The organism is Paenibacillus sp. 598K, from assembly GCF_003851045.1.
In the GTDB taxonomy this organism is placed as follows: Bacteria; Bacillota; Bacilli; order Paenibacillales; family Paenibacillaceae; genus Paenibacillus_D.
Genome location: NZ_BFBX01000155.1, coordinates 1 through 18,283, shown reverse-complemented (window position 1 = coordinate 18,283; position 18,283 = coordinate 1). Strand labels below are relative to the sequence as shown.

Annotated in this window: 20 protein-coding genes and 1 pseudogene; 10 read left to right on the top strand and 11 right to left on the bottom strand. The window is 60.3% G+C overall.

The window, feature by feature from the left end; genetic code table 11:
* Positions 1–213 (top strand): annotated as a pseudogene (locus PA598K_RS32235) (ABC transporter substrate-binding protein); the annotation flags it as partial.
* A 115-nt stretch (positions 214–328) separates the two neighbouring features.
* On the opposite strand, the gene PA598K_RS32230 reads toward PA598K_RS32235, so the two are convergent.
* The 5 genes from PA598K_RS32230 to PA598K_RS32210 form a co-directional block, all read right to left on the bottom strand.
* Positions 329–1,258, bottom strand: coding sequence for a DMT family transporter (locus PA598K_RS32230; RefSeq protein WP_128660860.1), 930 nt, complete (start codon positions 1,256–1,258; stop codon positions 329–331).
* 34 nt (positions 1,259–1,292) lie between these two features.
* Complete coding sequence (locus PA598K_RS32225) at positions 1,293–2,579, bottom strand: DUF6080 domain-containing protein (protein ID WP_128660859.1); 1,287 nt, start codon at positions 2,577–2,579, stop codon at positions 1,293–1,295.
* A 48-nt stretch (positions 2,580–2,627) separates the two neighbouring features.
* Positions 2,628–2,954 carry an EamA family transporter gene (locus PA598K_RS32220; protein WP_128660858.1) on the bottom strand — a complete coding sequence of 109 codons (327 nt, stop codon included), beginning with the start codon at positions 2,952–2,954 and terminating at the stop codon, positions 2,628–2,630.
* On the bottom strand, positions 2,944–3,273 hold the full coding sequence (locus PA598K_RS32215) for an EamA family transporter (protein ID WP_128660857.1): 330 nt from the start codon (positions 3,271–3,273) through the stop codon (positions 2,944–2,946). The genes PA598K_RS32220 and PA598K_RS32215 overlap by 11 nt, the downstream gene beginning before the upstream one ends.
* 63 nt (positions 3,274–3,336) lie before the next feature.
* Positions 3,337–4,254, bottom strand: a complete 918-nt coding sequence (locus PA598K_RS32210) for a decaprenyl-phosphate phosphoribosyltransferase (protein WP_128660856.1) — start codon at positions 4,252–4,254, stop codon at positions 3,337–3,339.
* Between the two features lie 346 nt (positions 4,255–4,600).
* Between PA598K_RS32210 and PA598K_RS32205 the strand changes: the two genes are divergently transcribed.
* From PA598K_RS32205 to PA598K_RS32195, 3 genes are all read left to right on the top strand, one after another.
* A complete protein-coding gene (locus tag PA598K_RS32205; protein ID WP_128660855.1) occupies positions 4,601–5,434 on the top strand; it encodes a hypothetical protein in 834 nt (277 codons plus the stop codon).
* 104 nt (positions 5,435–5,538) lie between these two features.
* Complete coding sequence (locus PA598K_RS32200) at positions 5,539–5,958, top strand: hypothetical protein (protein ID WP_128660854.1); 420 nt, start codon at positions 5,539–5,541, stop codon at positions 5,956–5,958.
* A gap of 178 nt (positions 5,959–6,136) precedes the next feature.
* Positions 6,137–6,865 (top strand): peptidylprolyl isomerase, encoded by a 729-nt coding sequence (locus tag PA598K_RS32195; RefSeq protein WP_128660853.1) that lies wholly within the window; start codon positions 6,137–6,139, stop codon positions 6,863–6,865.
* Between the two features lie 73 nt (positions 6,866–6,938).
* On the opposite strand, the gene PA598K_RS32190 is transcribed toward PA598K_RS32195, so the two are convergent.
* Positions 6,939–7,715, bottom strand: a complete 777-nt coding sequence (locus tag PA598K_RS32190) for an AraC family transcriptional regulator (protein WP_260405721.1) — start codon at positions 7,713–7,715, stop codon at positions 6,939–6,941.
* Between the two features lie 169 nt (positions 7,716–7,884).
* On the opposite strand from PA598K_RS32190, the gene pyk reads away from it, so the two are divergent.
* Positions 7,885–9,300 (top strand): pyruvate kinase, encoded by a 1,416-nt coding sequence (pyk, locus tag PA598K_RS32185; protein ID WP_128660852.1) that lies wholly within the window; start codon positions 7,885–7,887, stop codon positions 9,298–9,300.
* Positions 9,301–9,375: 75 nt separating this feature from the next.
* On the top strand, positions 9,376–10,119 hold the full coding sequence (locus PA598K_RS32180; protein ID WP_128660851.1) for a sulfite exporter TauE/SafE family protein: 744 nt from the start codon (positions 9,376–9,378) through the stop codon (positions 10,117–10,119).
* Positions 10,120–10,227: 108 nt separating this feature from the next.
* Here the strand turns inward: PA598K_RS32180 and PA598K_RS32175 are convergent, their stop codons facing one another.
* Positions 10,228–11,223, bottom strand: a complete 996-nt coding sequence (locus PA598K_RS32175; RefSeq protein ID WP_128660850.1) for a cell wall hydrolase — start codon at positions 11,221–11,223, stop codon at positions 10,228–10,230.
* A gap of 280 nt (positions 11,224–11,503) precedes the next feature.
* Here PA598K_RS32175 and PA598K_RS32170 point away from each other — a divergent pair, with 280 nt between their 5' ends.
* Positions 11,504–12,031, top strand: a complete 528-nt coding sequence (locus PA598K_RS32170) for an RNA polymerase sigma factor (protein ID WP_128660849.1) — start codon at positions 11,504–11,506, stop codon at positions 12,029–12,031.
* A gap of 107 nt (positions 12,032–12,138) precedes the next feature.
* The gene (locus PA598K_RS32165) at positions 12,139–13,176 is read left to right on the top strand and encodes a hypothetical protein (protein ID WP_128660848.1); all 1,038 of its coding nucleotides are present in this window, start codon (positions 12,139–12,141) and stop codon (positions 13,174–13,176) included.
* Positions 13,177–13,228: 52 nt separating this feature from the next.
* Here PA598K_RS32165 and PA598K_RS32160 read toward each other — a convergent pair whose 3' ends face one another.
* Entirely contained in the window at positions 13,229–13,525 is a 297-nt protein-coding gene (locus tag PA598K_RS32160) for a hypothetical protein (RefSeq protein WP_128660847.1), read from the bottom strand.
* A 186-nt stretch (positions 13,526–13,711) separates the two neighbouring features.
* Here PA598K_RS32160 and PA598K_RS32155 point away from each other — a divergent pair, with 186 nt between their 5' ends.
* Positions 13,712–15,094 (top strand): MFS transporter, encoded by a 1,383-nt coding sequence (locus PA598K_RS32155; RefSeq protein WP_128660846.1) that lies wholly within the window; start codon positions 13,712–13,714, stop codon positions 15,092–15,094.
* Between the two features lie 266 nt (positions 15,095–15,360).
* Here the strand turns inward: PA598K_RS32155 and PA598K_RS32150 are convergent, their stop codons facing one another.
* Complete coding sequence (locus PA598K_RS32150; RefSeq protein ID WP_128660845.1) at positions 15,361–15,696, bottom strand: thioredoxin family protein; 336 nt, start codon at positions 15,694–15,696, stop codon at positions 15,361–15,363.
* 77 nt (positions 15,697–15,773) lie between these two features.
* On the bottom strand, positions 15,774–16,442 hold the full coding sequence (gene msrA, locus PA598K_RS32145; RefSeq protein ID WP_128660844.1) for a peptide-methionine (S)-S-oxide reductase MsrA: 669 nt from the start codon (positions 16,440–16,442) through the stop codon (positions 15,774–15,776).
* A 125-nt stretch (positions 16,443–16,567) separates the two neighbouring features.
* On the opposite strand from msrA, the gene PA598K_RS32140 reads away from it, so the two are divergent.
* A complete protein-coding gene (locus PA598K_RS32140; protein WP_128660843.1) occupies positions 16,568–17,107 on the top strand; it encodes a VOC family protein in 540 nt (179 codons plus the stop codon).
* A 158-nt stretch (positions 17,108–17,265) separates the two neighbouring features.
* On the opposite strand, the gene PA598K_RS32135 is transcribed toward PA598K_RS32140, so the two are convergent.
* Positions 17,266–18,186, bottom strand: a complete 921-nt coding sequence (locus tag PA598K_RS32135) for an aldo/keto reductase (RefSeq protein WP_128660842.1) — start codon at positions 18,184–18,186, stop codon at positions 17,266–17,268.
* Positions 18,187–18,283: the final 97 nt, after the last annotated feature.

The following is an 18,283-nucleotide window of genomic DNA, read 5'->3' as shown; positions in this document are numbered from 1 at the left end:
ACTGACGCGGAGGCGCGCGCGACGCTGTATGAGGCGCTCGAGAGCGAGCTGGTCGCCCGCCGCCAGCTCCATATCCTCTACGAGAAGCCGGTAGAGGCCGCCTATCTGCCCTCCCTGCGAGGCGTCTCCTGGGGCGCGCAGGGCTGGGTCGATCTGCGCAAGCTGTGGTTCCCGCCCGTCAGCGTCGACGAGCCTGACGAAGGGGAGGCATAGCAAATAGCCCAGCTCCTGATGGGGGAGCTGGGTTGTTTGCTATGCGTTTGGAGCTCGATGTCTACAGTACTCCGTTGCAGCGAGCGTTAGAGCCCATAGGGAGCTTGGCTGTCTGTCATGGACTAGTGGCGGTCTCTTTGGTCTCTTTGGTCTCTTCGGCCCGCTCCGCCTCCGGTCGCCGCTTGGCGCGCATGAGCGGCAGGTGGAGCAAGACGAGTCCGAGGAAGAAGAGGAACGTTCCGCCGAGGATATAGCCGGTGATCGGCTCGCCGAGGAACAGGAAGGACCACAGGATCGTGAAGAGCGCCATACTGTTGCTGACGAGGATCACCATCGGAAACGGCACCCGCCGCACCGCTTCGGCGAACCAGACGAAGCTGAGCCCGGTAATCAGGCCTAAAGCCGCCAGCGCCAGCAGCGCCGCGCCGCTCACCGGACCGATTAGCCCTGCCGACTGTACAGGCAACGGCAACGCCGTCAGCACGCTGCACCAGAAGAACACCGAGAAATTCATCGTCCCGTTATCCATCTGCTCGATGAGCCGCTTCTGACTGAGTACATGGAGCGCCGAGCCGAAGGCAGAGCAGGCGAACAGCACGGTGATCCAGCCGCTCGCCCCGAGCAGGCTGTCCAGCGGCTGACCGTTCCAGCTGATCGCCAGCACCCCGGCGATGCAGCAGGCGGCGGCGATCCAGCCTTTGCCGGACACCCGCTCCCGGAACAGCCACGCCGACGCCGCCAGCAGCACGACTGTCTGGATCGGCGGCACGAGGATATTGCCGTAGGCATAGCCCATCGAGATCGCGATATTCTCAAAGATATAGTTGATCGACTTGCCGATCGCGCCCAGCCAGATCCAGCGTAGATTGCCCCTCAGCTCGAGACGGCCGTTCTTCATGAACAAGAATGCCCCAAGGAAGAGGATACCGAGGCTGAATCGGGCGAACGTGATGAGCGGCGCATCGACCATCGTCGAAGCGGACTTCACCAGCAAGCCGACAAAGCTCCAGGCCAGCGTAGCCAGGAGCAGATAGACATACCCCACTTACCGTCACCTTCTTAAGTTGCTGGATGTAGCATCAGGCCAGGAAGACATCCCGGATCGTGTCCAGCGACTCGGCATGCCGGACGAGGTTGTGGACGAGCGCGACGAGTGCGGCTGCCCACACCAGCCCGACCAGCAGCTGCCGCAGGCGACCAGGAGCGAGGCTGTTCAGGAAGGCTGCCGCCAGCAAGAAGATCGCGAACAGCGAGTGCCCCGCATACAGGTACATATCGTATTGGAAGGCGCCGAGCCCGAAGCCGACGACCAGATGGAGCAGCAGCGCAAAGCCGATATAGACGGCGAGAATCCAGCTCTCCCGGCTCCGACGGCCACGGTACAAGCCGAGCAGCGCCAGCGCGATCAGTCCCCAGCCAAGCACCTGCACATATAGCGGGTACGTCTGACCCAGATCGGTGACGAAGGCAGCCAGTCCGGGATCGATATAGGAGATAACCGGCGAGAACACCGGATTAATAAAGAGCATGTAGAAGGCTTGCCAATGATGCGCCCAGGAGAAGGAGGCAACGTAGCTGAAGCCCCCATCCGACAGGCCTTGACGCCAGCTCGTCAGCCAGGTGCTGCCGCCAAACAGCAGCCACTGCACGCCTGTCAGCAGCAGCGCCAGACCCAAGGCCGCCGCGCCGATCAGCAGGAAGCGCCGCACCAGCGCGCCGAAGCGGCGACTGCCGTCGAGCAGGTTGATGAAGACGCCAGCCATGAAGGTCGCCACATTGGTCGACGTGATCGCGAAGTTGGCTGCCGCCAGCGACGCTTGCGGCCATAGTCCGCCGCCCTGCTCTGTACTGCGGGCGTACTGCAGGTAGAGCACCGACCAGAGGATGAGCAGCTGCACATACGGATAGGAGTCCGGGATGAGCGCTGTGAACAGACTGTAGGAGCTGACGCCCAGCCACAGGCCAAATGCCCCGGCCAGCGCCAACGATCCGCCGCTGCGACGGATGCCGTAGAACAGCAGCACCGCGCTCGCCGCATTGATCGCCGATTGCACGACCAGGAAGAACATCAGTCCCCCCAGATGGCCGGCTGCCCATGCGAGCGGCACGGCGAGCAGATCCTTGACGGGGTGAATGATCGTCGGCGCACCAGCCGGGTAATACATCGAGGGATCAAAGTTGAACAGATTGAGTGTAAACGGCGCGCCATAAAACGGGCTATGCTGCTGGAGCAGCGCGTCATGCTCCGTCATGAATTGCACATACGGCATATTCGCCGCGATATAGAGCCCCGTCAACGCGAGGAACAGGATAAGCGCCGCCCAGTTGTCCGTGCGGTAGCGCCATAGATAATGCCAAAAGCTCATGCTTATGTACCCTCCAGGTTCGTAAATTCGTCCGGCCGCCGCTCCCGCTTAGCCCTGGCCTCCAAGGAGCAAGACCACGCCCGAGACGATACATCCGACCCCTGCCAGCTTGAAGATGCCGATCGTCTCGCCGAAGACGAGCCGCGCCAGCAGCAGCGCCCAGATGAAGGTCAAGGCGTTGGCAGGCATAACGATCGTATAAGGCAAATAGCCGAGCAGGTAGATGTTGAGCAGCGCGCCGAGGCCGTAGCTGGCGAATCCGGCGAGCAGCACGAGCTTGCGGCGGGACCCGGAATAAGCCTTGAACAGGACGCTGCCGACCGCGCCGCAGCCGGTCATGACGACGAGCAGCACATAGAGCAGGCTATCGCTCATAGGATGTCAGAGTGACGCCGATCCCGATCAGCGCCACCGCCCCCGCTTTACGCCAGCTGAGGTCTTCGCCCAACAGCAGATCGCCGTAGATCAGCGCGAACACGTAGCTCAGACACATGAGCGGATACGCCACCGACAGCTTCTCGCGCGCATACGCCCTAATCATCAGCACCGCCCCCGCCCCATAACAGAGGAAGCCCGCAGCCATGTACAGGATATCGTCATGCCCCCACTTCCAGAACAGCTGGCCGGTCGCCGTCAGCCAGGCGGCCATCACCATCATCGCTTTGCCGGCATGCCGGCGGCCCTTCGTCTCCATCCTTTGCCCCCGTTCCTAAGCTAGCCCTCTCCTCTGCAACCGATATTCCGTCTGCCCGCGTCTCTACTCCAGCCACGCCAGAATGCAGACGACGCTGATGACATAGAGGACGACCGTCGCCAGCAGCGGCTTGTCCTCGAGCAGCACCTTGTCCGGCGCGCCGCCCTTGCCCTCGATATGGATGAGGTACAGATACCGGAAGATGCCGTAGAGCACCAGCGGGATCGTCCACATCAGATGGATCGTCCGCCCGGATGTAAAGGTGAACAGCGAATACGCCATAATCGTCGCCGTCGTGACGATGCTCGTCAGTTGGTCGAGCAACGGCAGCGAATAATGCGCCAGCACCTCGCGATGCGAGCCGACGCCCCGTCCGAGCAGCACCAGCTCCTGCCGGCGCTTGCCGATCGCCAGGAACAGCGAGAGCAACAGCGTGCAGAGCAGAAACCACGGCGTGAACGGCACATGGATGACGAGCCCGCCGGCGATCGCCCGCAGCACGAAGCCAGCGGCGATCGTCATAATGTCGATGATCACCATATGCTTCAGCTTGAAGGAGTACGCCACATTAAGCGCAAAATAACCGATCAGCAGCACCAAAAACAGCGGATTGATCAGATAAGCCGCTACAAGCGAACCCGCCAGCAGCAAGGCGCCAAACGCCAGCGCAACGCCGGGCTGCAGCGCGCCGGAAGCGATCGGACGTTCTCGCTTGGTTGGATGATGCCGATCAGCCTCACGATCAGCTACATCATTGATAATATAGACGCAGCCCGCCACAAAGCTGAACAGCAAAAAACCGGCCACCGAAGCGGCAGCCGTCTCTATCGCAATCCGTTCAAAGGAAAACAGCAGCGCTGCGAACACGAGCAGGTTCTTGGTCCACTGCTTCGGACGCAGCTGGCGCAGCAGCAAGACCGGCAGCGACGTCCGCAAACCACCGGATCGGATCGGCCTCTTATCATCTATCCCTACTGCCACGTTCGATAAGCCTCCGTTCTCTCACATCTACTAAATGTGATCTAATGGTAGCAAAATCAACGCCAGGGCGCAAGGCGTCTAATGACCCAGCAGGTTGCTCCTAATGCTCAACCGTTTACTTCATAACATACCCAGCCGAGGGCCAAATCAAACCCTTGCGGAGCTTGACAGCGCGGGAGAGGAGCAGGTATAGTGAAAGCAACCGAATCCCAAACTTTACTTACGTTGGAAGCACCCGTAAGGAGCGGCGCGCATGCGCCCTCTTGCGGGTGCTTTTTTTTGCGTGCTCGCCTGCTGCATGAAGGGATCGGCATGATACGGCCTTGGGGCCAAAAGGAGGTCATCGATGATGATCAAGAACGACCGGCTGCTGCGTCTGCTGCCGGCGCTGCTGGCGCTCGCCCTGCTGCTCGCGCTTAGTCCGCCGCCAGCGTCCGCCAGCACCTACGGACTGACGAGCAGCAACAAGACCGCGCTCGACAAGCTGATCGCCGCATCCGATCAGACGACAGCGCGGAAGCTGGAGCAGCAGTACAAGGACGTGCTGGCACGACAGTCGGAGGAGGCGAGCTGGGACACGCGAATCCGCGAGCTTCACTATGCCAACGAGGAGCGAATCGCCAAGCTGCGGACCGCGATCCGCCAGATCGGCGATAGCAGGATCCGTCAGTTGGAGCAGCAGGTGCAGCAGACCAAGGCTCGCTACAAACCGCTGCTGGATACGCAGACCGTCCTGAACCGGCAGATCGCAGCTGCCAAGCCGCTCAAAGACAAGGAGCTGAACAAAGCGCTGAAGGCGCAAGCCGATCAACTACGCTGGGCCGTCCAGCTCGCGCGGGACGATATCCGCGCACGCGAGCAGGCCCTCAAGCAAGCGAAGTCCGAGAAGGCCAAGACAACGAAAAAGCTGCGTGACATGCTCGCTGGCGTTGATCCGCTCAAAGTCCAGATCCGCTCCGCAAAAAGCACAATCAGCGCCCTCAAGAAGCAAGCCGCGTCTGGCTGGCAGGCGGCCAACCAGGCGATACGCAAGAAAGACGCATCCGCGGTGAGCCGCGCCTTCTCCTCACTGGCCACACTCACCCGTCAGCTCGCAGCCGACAAGCAAAAACAGCATGGACTGGAGACGAAGATCAGCGAGCTGATCGCCCGTGTCGAGCGCGAGCTGCCGCGTAATTAATCCGCTCGCCTGCGTTTATGCCGACGAATGCCGGGTTAATCATAGAAGGGCGGCAAGACGAGCCCCGCATCCAGAGCTTAGATCGGCGAGGAGAGGTACCCCGCATGAACCCGAAACAACTGATGATCGCAGGCACGATGGCCTTGGCGGTTACGATACGAAATGTCATAGGACAAGAGCAGGCAGCCGGCCGTTATCCCTGCTATAGGCAGCCGGGAGGCATCAATCGCGCGAATAAGGCCGACTTGCCGCAGCTGCTCGGCGTAACGTCCGAGGAGATCCAGGAGCGGCTCTACGCCGGCGAGTCTCTGGCAGACATCGCCGTTGCACGGCATGCCGACATCGACGAGGTGATCGAGCTGCAGGTCGCGGAGATGACTGCGCTGCTGCGCCAGCGCTTGCAGAGCGGCGCATTGTCGCCCGAGGCTTTTCACAGGCAATGCTCGGAGCTCCGCGAGGTGCTGCAGGAGAGCGCCTTCCGCAGGATGAGAGAGCAGGCTGTAGCCGAGCCACAACTGGTGTAACGACGCATGCTCCGCCCTTGGCGCAAGATTCCCACATCTCCTTCTAGAGGACCATCCCTACGCTGCAATTCGGCGTGGATGGCCCTGTTTTTGCGCGTCCGCTGCACAGAAAAAGTAGATTTATTGCAAGCGGCTATGCTATTATACGAATGTACATCAGACTAGGGGGAAATGGAGCATGACAAGAAAGGCCCGAAATCAGATCTCATTTCTTATCATCATGGCGCTCTGCGTCATCTTCCTCTCCGGCTGTGGCAACCGCCCCGACAACGCGGAAGAAACGTCTTCACCGAATACACCGGCCAACAATCAACCTTCCAATACAGATGGCGCTGCAGCAGGCGGAGCATCCGGCCAGGACGGCGCCAATCCCGTCGTCACGATCGAGATGGACAATGAGAAGATTATCCGGGTGGAGCTCTACCCAGAGATCGCGCCCAATACCGTCAACAACTTCATCTCGCTCGTTCAGAGCGGCGCCTATGACGGCACGATCTTCCATCGGATCATCAAAGGCTTCATGGTCCAGGGCGGCGATCCTGAAGGCAGCGGTCTGGGCGGACCCGGCTACAGCATCAAGGGCGAGTTCACGAACAACGGCTTCCCCAACGAGCTGAGCCATACGCGAGGCGTCATCTCGATGGCCCGCGCAGAAGGCGAAGACACTGCCGGCTCGCAGTTCTTTATCATGCAGGGGGACGCGACTCAACTCGACGGCAACTACGCCGCCTTCGGCGAAGTGATCGAGGGGATCGAGGTCGTCGACGAGCTTGTCGAGCTGCCGGTCACTGGCCCTCACTCACGGCCGCAGGAGCCACCGGTCATGACTAAGGTAACGGTTGAGCTGCACGGCAAGACGTACCCCGAACCGGAGATTATCGAAGACGAGCTGCCTGCAGCTTCGTAGAATGGCTAGTTCACCCGCACCCTGTATCCGAGCCTTCGGAGCGCGGGGTGTTTTTTTTGCGAAGCGAATTCGCTCACGGGGTTGGCGGACGATCCTGCAGGTACGCGGACGGTGTACTCCCGGTCAGCCGCTTGAACACCCGGTGGAAGTATGACGGATCGCTATAGCCAACCGACTCAGCGATCTCATGGATCGTCAGCAAGGAGTCGGTCAGCATGTAGATGGCCGTCTTGATCCGCTGACGGTGCATATACTCGCTGATTGTCTGGCCTGTAACTGTGCGGAACAGCGTTGCCGCATAATTGGGTGAGAGACCGACGGCCTCACCGAGCGCCTCCTTATTCACCGCCTGTCGATAGTTCGTCTGGATGTATTGCTTCATGCTCTCCGCCAGCCGTCGCTTGCCGACAGGCAGTTGTCCCCGATCCGTCTCCCGACTTAGGTAGACGAGCGCCTCTGTCAGCTGCGCCCCAGCCATCAGCTTATAATAGTCGGCGCGCTCCCCCCACTGCTCCGTCATCTCCTTCAGCCGTTCGATGACCAGCTCGTAGCAGCCCGGACTATGGTGCAGCGGCTGCGGCCCAGTTAGCACGGATAGCTCCCCCGCATCGGTCAGCCAGGCGAACCGGACGACATATTTGGTATGCATGACCGTCGGTACACTTTTGGCATAATAGGCGGTACCCGGCGGGATGAGCAGCAGATCGCCCTTCTCCAGGATATATTTCTCTCCCTCCACCCAATACACGCAGCGCCCGTACGTGACGAGCGCCATCACCCGACTCTGCTCCGTATGCCCCTCCTCATACCAGTCTACGCCCCGGTCATACCTCACTGCTTCCAGCTTCAATGCGCTCGCCTCCGATCGTACTATAGTCTATTGAGTATACTATAGTTCATGTCATCTTTCGACAAGACGGGTTACAATAAATGTATCTAAAGACTACCGCCACTTCACTAGACGAAGCGCAAGCTCCCGAAGCGTCTCGTCTTCGGAGCGCGGCAAGGAGGAGCATATCATGTTAAAAACTAAAATTATCTGTACAATGGGTCCCGCTTGCGACAATATAGCTACCCTCAAAGCAATGATCAGCGGCGGCATGACGGTCGGCCGCCTCAATATGGCGCACGGCGAGCTGGAGGATCATATCCAGCGGATCCGCAATATCCGCCAGGCCGCCAGCGAGCTCGGCACACGCGTGCCGGTCATGATGGATATCAAAGGACCGGAGGTGCGGATCGGTCGGCTGCGCGAGGAGTACTGCGAGCTGATCGCAGGCGAGACGCTGACGCTCACAACGGTAGAGACGCTCGGCGACGCGGAGCGCATCTGGGTCAACTACGCCGAGCTGCCGCTTGTCGTCAAGAGCGGCGACCGCATCCTGATCGATGACGGTCTCGTCGACCTGACGGTGCAGGACGTCACCGATACCGAGGTGCGCTGCCTGATCGTCAGCGGCGGCAAGCTGAAGCCGCGCAAGGGCGTCAACCTGCCAGGCATCCGGACGACGCTGCCAGGGGTCACCGAACGCGACATCGCCCATATCGCCTTCGGGATCGAGCACGGCGTCGAGATGATCGCCGCTTCCTTCGTCCGCAAGGCCGAGGACATCTACGAGATCCGCCAGCTGCTCGAGGAGCAAGGCGCGCCGCATGTACAGATCATCTCCAAGATCGAAAACGAGGAAGGCGTCCTGAACCTGGAGGCCATCATCGAAGCCTCCGACGGCATCATGGTCGCAAGGGGCGATCTCGGCGTCGAGATCCCGATCGAGGACGTGCCGCTCATGCAGCTGCGGATGATCGAGCAGTGCAACCTCGCTGGCAAGCCGGTCATCGTCGCGACGCATATGCTCGAGTCGATGCAGTACAACCCGCGTCCGACGCGCGCCGAGGTGAGCGACGTTGCCAATGCTGTCCTGCAAGGCGCAGACGTCGTCATGCTCTCGGGCGAGTCGGCGGCAGGCAACTATCCGGTCGAGTCGGTGCGGACAATGGCTTCGATCGCCCGGAAGGCCGAGGGGATGACCGACTACCGCGCGCAGTTCAAGCGCAGACGCGAGCAGCAGGGCACCAATATTACCGAGGTGATCAGTCAGGGGGCGGTCAGCGCTTCGCTCGAGCTGGGCGCGACTGCCATCGTCACTTCGACGGAGAGCGGCTATACGGCGCGGATGATCTCCAAGTACCGCCCGAGCGCGCCGATCATCGCAATCTCGCAGCATGAGCATACCTTGCCGAAGATCTGCCTGCTCTCCGGCGTGCTGCCGGTGCTGGGCGAAGGCGTCACCTCGACGGACGACATGTTCGACGCTGCGGTGCGCGGCGCCAAGGATACCGGACTGGTAGCCGAGGGCGACACGATCGTTATCTCGGCAGGCGTACCGATCGGCCGCGCCGGCACGACCAATCTGATCAAGATTTTGGAGATTTAGAGGACCGGCTCTACCGTGTTCAGTCCAGGCTCCTTCGTGCTATACTGGGAAAAATGACTGCACGAGGGAGAACTCATGGACATCAACGCACTACAACTTACGGTACTCATCCTGTGCGCCGTGATGGTCGGCTTCACCAAGACCGGCGTGCCGACGCTCGGCATCTTCGTCGCCGCCATCATGGCCTCGGTCTTCCCGGCCCGCGAATCGGTCGGTCTGCTGACGCCGATCCTGATCACCGGCGACATCATCGCCATCCTGTACTACCGGCACGCCGTCGTCTGGAGGCATCTGCTCACCCTGCTGCCTTGGGTGCTGGGCGGCTTGCTCGTCGGCTATTGGGTGCTCGGCTTCATCAGCAACGACTCGCTGTCGCTCGTCATCGGCAGTCTCGTGTTGCTGCTGATCGGCCTGCACCTGGCCAAGGATAAGCTGGAGCAGGCACTGCGCTTCGCCTTCAGCCAGTCGCCGCCGTTCCATGCGACGCTCGGCGTGCTGGCGGGCTTCACGACGATGATCGGCAATGCTGCCGGCAGTATCATGTCGATCTACCTCCTCTCCAAGGGAATGAACAAGACGACCTTCGTCGGCACAAACGCGTTTTTCTTCTTTATTATTAACGTCATCAAAGTTCCGTTCACCGTTCATCTCGGACTCATTAATGCCGACTCGCTCGTGTGGAACGCCTGGATGATCCCGGCGGTATGCGTTGGCGCTTTTATCGGCTTCAAGGTGCTGCCGCTCATCCCGCAAAAGCTGTTCCAGGCGCTCATCCTTGGCTTCGCCGCGCTAGGCGGCCTGTATCTGATCCTGTTCTGAGCAGTGACGCTAGGTTCCAGACGGCTGGCGGCGCCTGTTGCGAGCAAAAAAGACCTCAACTTCTCACCGATAGGTGGAGGCTGAGGTCTTTTTTTGCTGAGAAGCGATCTATTTCGCGAAGCGATGGTTGCCGATCGTTGCGACCGTCTGCAGCCCGCTCCAAAAGGAGCCGCGCGTGACGCGCGGGTTGTAGAAGTAGACAGCCTGACCGACATTGTTTTTGCCGTTGAGCGCATCCTTGACCGCACGTTTCACGCTGGCGTTGGGGACGCTCCGGTCGAGCTTGCCGTTGTGAGCCGGCGGGAACTGTCTGCCGGAGTAGATCACATCGCGGACCGTATCGGGGAAGTCGGCGTGCTTCACCCGATTCAGGATGACATTGGCGACCGCCAGTTGTCCCTCGTACGATTCATAACCCGACTCGACCTGGGTAATCTTCGCCAGCAGATTGAAGTCCGCCTCGGTATACGGCTCTGCCTTGTGATCGAAGATCGACGGCACGACGACCAGCAGCTCGGTCCCGACCTTCACCTGCTCTGCCGTCTGAAGCCCGTTGCGCATCAGGAGCTGCGCGCTGCTGCTGCCGTACTGGACGCTGATCTCCCGGAGGTCAAAGCCCTCCTCGACGACCACAGGCTGCTGCACCGTGAAGATCGCCCGCAGCTGCTCGGCGTCCCAGTGTACGCTCGCATGCAGCAGCTCGGCGACATGCCGGAGCGGCACATACATCCGTCCGCCAGCGACGAAAGGCGCCGTATCCATCCGGTAGCGCTCATCATTAAAGTAGACGACCGGTACGCCATCGCCCAGGACGATCGTATCGCCGGCCGTGTTGACGATCGTCGTCTCCTGATGCGCGGCGTTCCAGCTCAACGCCTTCACCTCGAACATCTCCGCCACTCTCGCTACCGGCACGAACAGCCGCCCCTCCCGCATCCGAGCTGGCTCGTTCAACGCCTTCGGCTCGCCGTCGATCTCGATCGTCACGCCATGTACGACCTCCGCCGCTGCCGAGGCCGGGGATACCGGGGCTGCCGCCCACACGAGCCCGACTACCAGCGCCATCGCCACCGCATACCATACTCGCTTGCTTATATCATTCATCCCTTGTACCTCCACATCGCTATATAGCTCTGAGTTGTTTCGTTCTTGTTAAGACTCCGCTGTGTAGTATAGCATAGCTCTGCGGCAGCATTGCATTAGCGTTTTCACAGAATTCCCATCGGTTCGCCTGTCCCGTCGATCGCTCCGCGGCAACGATTTGGCGTCTTGCAAGGCTCCGAACCTCGTCCCAATAACAGAGAAAATTCTCATGTTGATCATGAACCGGACGACGATCTATGACAATATATAGGTGAATGGCCATTCAGAAAGGGGAAAACCATTGGATATCGAGGAGTTGGCAGACCTGATTGCACAGCATGGCAAAGCGATCTACGGCTTTTGCTGGAAGCTCGCAGGCAACCCGGTCGATGCAGACGACCTGTACCAGGAGACGTTCCTGAGAGCGGTCGAAGGACGGCACACCCTGGACAAGACGCGTAATCCCAAAGCCTATCTGATCGCCATAGCGGTCGGTCTCCATAGGAACCATCGTCGAAAACTGGCGTGGCGGCAAAAAATCGCTCCTGTCTCCCGGCTTGCAGACCAGGATGAAAGCCAGTCATGGGCGATCTCGCCGCACACGCCTGAGGACGCCGCGCTGTCTCGCGAGCAGCAGGCGATCCTCCGGCAGGCAGCTCATCAGTTGAAGGACAAGCTGCGGCTGCCTCTGTACATGTATTACACCGCAGAGCTGAGCGTGGAAGAGATCGCATCCGCGCTCCGCATCCCGCAAGGTACGGTGAAGAGCCGGCTGTACAAGGCACGCCAGCTGCTAAGAAAAGCTATGGAGGTGGGAAGCAGGACATGAAGGATGAGCAATGGGAACGCCAGCTTCGCGAGTTACTCGCGAACGACCATGAGCCTGACGAACAGCTAAACAAACAACTAATTGATCGAATGAGGGAGAGGAAGCAAATGAAGCCTTTACGCAAAAAAAGATGGTCTGCGGCGCTGCTGACAGCATCGCTGTTATTGATCCTGTCCGTCTCCGCCTACGCGGCGACGCAGCTGTACAACGCCCCCCAAATCGCTGAAAATGCTGGCGACCGCTTGCTCGCAGAGGCGTTCGCCAGCGACGATGCGCTGCGACTCGAGGAGTCCGTTATCTCCGGCGATTATCGATTCACCCTGCACGGTCTGGTGACCGGCGCCGGAATCAGCGATTTGTCGCAAGGCTCCGAGCAAGACTACCCGGACAGAACGTATGCCATCGTCTCGATCGCCAAGGCGGACGGATCAGCGATGCCGAACCCGAAGGATATCGAGCCTGCCGAGTATCAGGAGTCCTTTTTCGTCTCTCCATTGATTCAGGGCGTCAAGCCGTGGCAAGCCAACATCGTGACGATGGACGGCAGCTACACCGAGCAGGTCATCGATGGCGTCCTCTATCGGATCATCGATTGCGATCAGATCGAGATGTTCGCGGATCGCGGCGTCGTGCTGGCTGTGAGCAGCGGCAGCCCGTTCTACAGCAATGATGCGTTCCATTACGATGAAGCGACGGGAGTGGTCGAGGCTCGGACCGATTACTCCGGGGCTGCGGCACTGTTCGACCTGCCGCTCGATCCATCCAAAGCCGACCCGACCCAAGCCGAAGCTTATCTGAACGAGCTGCTGCAACCATCTGCCGAGCAGACCGGCGATGACGAAGCTTCGGAGCTGCCGGTCGTCGTTGAAACCTTGCGCGCACAGCTTCATACCGACCAACCGATCGAAGGCATCATTCCCGAATCGGTCGCCGAGGTGACCTATGACGAGAAAGGCAACATTCGTTACAGCTATGATGACTATACGGCGATTATCCCTCTAGACGAGCTATTCGAGGAAGGCCAGACAGGTTACTCGCTCCGTTACTCTGTTAGCGGCTCAGATCAAGGTTATACCGCACTGCTGTTCCATAAAGACGCCCAGGGCGTCATTACGGGCCGGATCGCCAAGCTTGGACTCGAATAACGCTATACGATGCAAAAGACGCCCTTGCCGGTACTTCCGGGAGGGCGTCTCGTTATAATAAGGGCTCTGGTTTCTGGAAGGCGGTCGCGAGCTGCTCGGCGTCTTGGTCTCGGGTGGCCGGATGATAATCGTCGAGCACGTCGATCTTGTACTCCTCGCCGTCTTTGCGTCCTGCGAAGATGACCCGCCGCTCGTCGATCAGCTTCACGTCATGACCGCATTCCTTCAAGCACTGGGCGAATTGGGCCAAGGTCGGCTCCGCTCCGGGCTCCAGCGGGATCAGGCCGCGCAGCAGTTTGATCTCGCCGTCGCGGATGACCTTGAAGTGGACGATAAATTCCTTTTTCATGACGTTCTCCTCCTTAAGATTGGCTTGTTGCTTGCTATACTTCTATTATAGAAGAATGGCCTTTCGTCGTATGTGATTAAAATCACAATATTAGCTGCTGAATATTCACAATTGATGTTCCGGGCCTCATCTGCTATAGTTCGGAGGTACTTACAAATTATCCGAAACTAAAGCGAGGTAAGCTCTATGTCCTCAACTTCATCCCGCAGCGGAGCTGTCGGCGCGCCCCCGATCGCATTGCGAGAAGGCGCAGTGACGTTGCTATTAGGCATCTCCATCGTCATGGTTATTATGAACACGATGATGTTTAACCTTGCGCTCCCTGACGTTTCCGAGGTGTTTGAGATGTCGCCGACTGCGACATCCTGGATCGTCACGGGCTACTCGATCGTCTTCGCAATCGCCACGATTACGTACAGCCGCTTGTCCGATTTTGTGCCGATTCGCACACTATATCTCGTCGCCATCACGCTGCTCGGCGCCGCTTCGTTCCTCGGGTTGTTCGGCGATAGCTTCCTGCTGCTGCTGGCTGCCCGGGTCGTACAGGCGTCGGGAGCAGGCGCGATGCCGGCGCTGTCGATCGTTCTGGTCACCCGTTACATCCCGCTGGCGCGACGCGGTCGCGCCATGTCCACCGTGATGGCCGCAGCCTCGCTTGGTCTTGGCCTCGGCCCGGTCGCCGGCGGCTTCATCGTCCAGTTGCTCGGCTGGCGCTATCTGTTCGCTGTCACTGCGATGAGCCTGCTGCTGCTGCCGTTTTTTGTCCGGCTGATCCCGAGGGAAAGCGGCTCGCCCGGCAGCTTCGACGCAGCCGGGGCGCTGCTGGCCGGGATCGGCACGACAGGCCTGCTGCTGCTGCTCACCTTCCCTGGCTGGCCGGCGCTCGCCGCTGGCGTCGGCGGTCTGCTGCTGTTCTCGCTGCGGATCCGGCGGGCAGCCGATCCGTTCGTACAGCCGGCGCTGTTCGGCAACCGGACGTACCTGATGCTGGTCGCTGTCGGGATCTCCGCCTATCTGTGCAGCTTCGCGACGCTGTTCCTGATGCCGCAGATCCTCATCCGCTTCTTCGATCTGACAGCGATCCAGGCCGGACTCGTCATCTTCCCGGGCTCGCTGCTGGCGATGATCCTCTCGCGCAAGATCGGGCTGCTCATCGACACCTACGGCAATGGACCGATCCTGCGCTATGCGCCGCTGCTCGTCCTCTCGTCCGTCGTCCTGTTCGCGTTGCTGGCCGGTCAGTCCTTTATGGCGATCCTGTTCGTCTACATGCTGCTGAGCACAGGCTTCACCGCCCTCTCCAGCAGCATCTCCAACGAGCTGTCGCGCATCCTGCCCGCCAGTCAGATCGGCTCCGGCCTCGGATTGTTCCAGCTGCTGCAGTTTTTTAGCGGCGCGTTCGCGGTCGCTGCCGCAGCCTCGGCTCTGGAGTGGCAGCATCATCTGCCTGCCGGCACCGCCTACGGCAATATCTACTGGGGCCTCTCGGTGCTCGTGCTGCTCGCCGTCGGCTGTGCCACGCTGTACCTGCGGCGCTCGCCAGCCGACGCCAGCGAGCGTGCTGCCTGACGCAGAGAGCGCTCCTCACGTCACAGCTTGACGCGTCGCAACTTGTCATGCCGCAGCTTGCTCTCGCTATGCGGGGCAACTTTGTAGGCAGCAACAGCATACCCAAACAGGACTGCTTAGGCGACACCGTCGTCTGGCAGTCCTGTTTAGTATGCGATGCGAGCTGTGAAGCGATGCATGGTTGCTTCGCCTCATCTGACAGCATGTCTGTGGTTCTTGCGGCCTTCTGACGAAGCTACAGCTATACTGTCAGTGTCGCAAGCTTCTCACGGCCCTTCCGCACCCTCTCCCTCACCCTTTAACGACGTGAACAAATGGGCCACCGAGCGCATCGCATATTCCTTGCGCACCGGCTGTCCATCCTCCAGCACGACCAGACACGGGACGCTGGCGATCTGCCAGGCGTCGCGCAGCTTGCCAGCATAGTTGATGTTCATCTTATACAAGGCCGTCGGCACGCCGGCCGCATCGACAACCTCCAGCATCCGCAAGGCCACCTTGCACGTCCCGCAAAACGGCGAGTAAAACATAAGCGCGTCCCGGCCGCCGCCGATCCGCTTCAGCCGCAGCCATTCGTCCTCCGTCACTTCAATAATGGCCATCTGCCGCTCCTTTCTGCGAGGCTCAACCTTTAAGGCTATTGACCTTTAGTTCCCTTAATCTTTCGTCTGCGCTCAAGCTACCACTTGATGCTTCGTACGAGCGTTTCATATCGCTCCCGCTCCTCGACGGAGATCGGCCAGGACGCGAGCTCGTCGCGCAATCGCTCGGCCGAGGCGAAGCCTTTGGCGATACCATTCAGACGAGCAGCCAGCGAGCCGTCCGTCAGCGCCGTCTCGCTGCCGTACAGTTCAAGTGCGCGCCGGTACGCATCCGGGTACCGCTTCAAGTAATATTTCTGATGCCGCTCCTCCGCCGGATGCCAGCTCGTGCAGGGCAGCACCGCCGTCGCCGCCACCGAGCGGCCTTGCTCGCCGATCCGCTGTCGCTGCGCCTCGATCGCCATCCGCTGCTGCTCTGTATGGTAGAGGATAAGCGAGCGATACTGGTTGCCTTTGTAATCGAGCAGATTGTCCGGATTGTGGCGTTCCCAGAAGGCCTCCAACAACTGGTCGTAGCCGATCAGAGCCGGGTCGTAGTCGACCTGCACCGTCTCCGTATGATCGCCCATATCCCGATAGACCGGCGCCGCCGTCGTGCCGCCCGCGTAGCCGACGCGCGTCCGCAGGACGCCGGGAAGATGGCCATAGTAGGCGTCAGGGGTCCAAAAGCAGCCCATCCCGAAGGTCGCCGTAGCCGTTGTTCCGGTCTCGCTATCCGAGCTTGGTGTCGCTGCGTTGCTATTCATCCTCGCATCCTCCTCGTCGCCTTTTTACAATACAGCTTATCAGGCAACACTGTATACTAAAACCGCAATCGCTCGCGCCTGATGCGCCAGCTATCCGCATTCATGATGCCAAAGGAGGAAATCCCTTGTCCATTAATCATGCCGGCAAAACCGGCGAACATACGACCAACGGCAAGCCCTATGGCTACACCTCGCTCACGCCGTTCATCGCTGTCGAGCGGCCAGCAGAGGCGATCGCCTTTTACGAAGCAGTGTTCGGTGCCAAAGCCAAAAGCGTGACCGAGTTTGGAGAGCCGGGCAATCAGCTGATCGTCCATGCCGACCTCGACTTCGGCCACGGCTTCCTGCAGATCGGTGTCGTCAATCCCGCCTACGGCCTCGTGCCGCCGCCCGGCGACGGACAAGCCTGCTACTCGATGGGCATCTATGTCCCCGATGCCGACGAGACCTACGCTCAGGCTGTAGCGCATGGCGCAACCGTCCGGGAGCCGCTCGCCAACTTCGTCTCCGGCGACCGCTACTGCAGCATCCTCGATCCGTTCGGCGTCCGCTGGTCGATCATGACTCGCATCGAGGATCTGTCCGAGGAGGAGAGCTATCGGCGCGTCGCCGAGTGGAGCCAGAGCCAAAGCCAGAGTCAGAGTCAGAGTCAGAGTCAAGGATAATAGCCCGCTCTCCAGGTACAACAGACACCCCCGCCCAGGACGATAGACAGCTGCGCTGTTTGTCGTAGGCGGGGGTTTCATATTAAGGGCGTAGTGTTAAGAACACAGGACGAGCTGCGGGTGCAGTGAGCTCGTCCTATCCGCTCCGCTCGAAGCGCCTACAGCTCGGTATCCTGCGGATGCGGCTCCGTCACCAGCTCGACGGCGCGCGCGTTGGAGCGGACCTGCTCCGGGTCCTTGCAGCCCGGGATGACCGAGGTGACCGCCGGATGGCGCAGACACCAGGCGAGCGCCCAGCTCGCCATATCGGTACCCACCGGCACCTCCTCGCGTCCGATCCGCTCGACCTCCTCCAGCTTGCGCCGCGTCGCTTCGGCGTCATGCCGGTGCCGCACATCGCTGCTGTCAAACACCGCACCCGGCTTGTACTTACCGCTCAGGTAGCCGCTCGCCAGCGGCACTCGAGCCAGTACGCCCAGATCCTGACGCTCGCAGGACGGGAATACCCGCTCCTCCGGCTGGCGGTCCAGTCGGTTGTAGACGACCTGGATGACGCGACTATTCACCTTGGTCGACTGCTCGGTCTGGTGCAGATTGTCGTTGCTGCCGATCGAGGTGCCCAGATAACGGATCTTGCCCGCCTTCACTTGACCCTCCAGCACCTGCCAGAGTTCCTCACTGTCGAAGGCGGCGTCCGGCCCGGAGTGGAATTGGTAGAGATCGATATAGTCCGTCTTGAGCGCCGCCAGCGAGGCATCGAGCTGGGCGACTACCCGGTCCGCGTCGAACACATCGGTGCGCGTGAACCGCTCATGGAACTGATGACCGAACTTCGTCGCCACGATCCAGTCCTCGCGCCGTCCCCGGCTCAGGTAGTCGCCGATCAGCGACTCGGACAGGTGATCGCCATAGCACTCGGCGGTGTCGATCAGATTGATGCCGAGCTCGCGCCCTTGCTCCAGGATCGCATCCGCCTCCTGCTGCGTATAGTCGCGGCCCCACTCGCCGCCGAATTGCCAGGTGCCGATGCCGACCACCGACACCTTCAGCTCCGTACTGCCCAGTCTTCTATATTTCACTCGTGTCACGCTCCTTTGGTTGGGGTAGTCTCAGCTCGCCATCAAAACAGAGCCTACGGTCACGGAATCGATCTTCCGATCGCTGTTGTCCCCAGAT

Bases quoted from the DNA above. Each gene is read 5' to 3' on its own strand.
- PA598K_RS32225 (WP_128660859.1), bottom strand. From the start codon at position 2,579: ATGAGCTTTTGGCATTATCTATGGCGCTACCGCACGGACAACTGGGCG.
- PA598K_RS32220 (WP_128660858.1), bottom strand. From the start codon at position 2,954: ATGAGCGATAGCCTGCTCTATGTGCTGCTCGTCGTCATGACCGGCTGC.
- PA598K_RS32215 (WP_128660857.1), bottom strand. From the start codon at position 3,273: ATGGAGACGAAGGGCCGCCGGCATGCCGGCAAAGCGATGATGGTGATG.
- PA598K_RS32205 (WP_128660855.1), top strand. From the start codon at position 4,601: ATGATGATCAAGAACGACCGGCTGCTGCGTCTGCTGCCGGCGCTGCTG.
- PA598K_RS32200 (WP_128660854.1), top strand. From the start codon at position 5,539: ATGAACCCGAAACAACTGATGATCGCAGGCACGATGGCCTTGGCGGTT.
- PA598K_RS32195 (WP_128660853.1), top strand. From the start codon at position 6,137: ATGACAAGAAAGGCCCGAAATCAGATCTCATTTCTTATCATCATGGCG.
- pyk (WP_128660852.1), top strand. From the start codon at position 7,885: ATGTTAAAAACTAAAATTATCTGTACAATGGGTCCCGCTTGCGACAAT.
- PA598K_RS32180 (WP_128660851.1), top strand. From the start codon at position 9,376: ATGGACATCAACGCACTACAACTTACGGTACTCATCCTGTGCGCCGTG.
- PA598K_RS32175 (WP_128660850.1), bottom strand. From the start codon at position 11,223: ATGAATGATATAAGCAAGCGAGTATGGTATGCGGTGGCGATGGCGCTG.
- PA598K_RS32165 (WP_128660848.1), top strand. From the start codon at position 12,139: ATGAAGCCTTTACGCAAAAAAAGATGGTCTGCGGCGCTGCTGACAGCA.
- PA598K_RS32160 (WP_128660847.1), bottom strand. From the start codon at position 13,525: ATGAAAAAGGAATTTATCGTCCACTTCAAGGTCATCCGCGACGGCGAG.
- PA598K_RS32155 (WP_128660846.1), top strand. From the start codon at position 13,712: ATGTCCTCAACTTCATCCCGCAGCGGAGCTGTCGGCGCGCCCCCGATC.
- PA598K_RS32150 (WP_128660845.1), bottom strand. From the start codon at position 15,696: ATGGCCATTATTGAAGTGACGGAGGACGAATGGCTGCGGCTGAAGCGG.
- msrA (WP_128660844.1), bottom strand. From the start codon at position 16,442: ATGAATAGCAACGCAGCGACACCAAGCTCGGATAGCGAGACCGGAACA.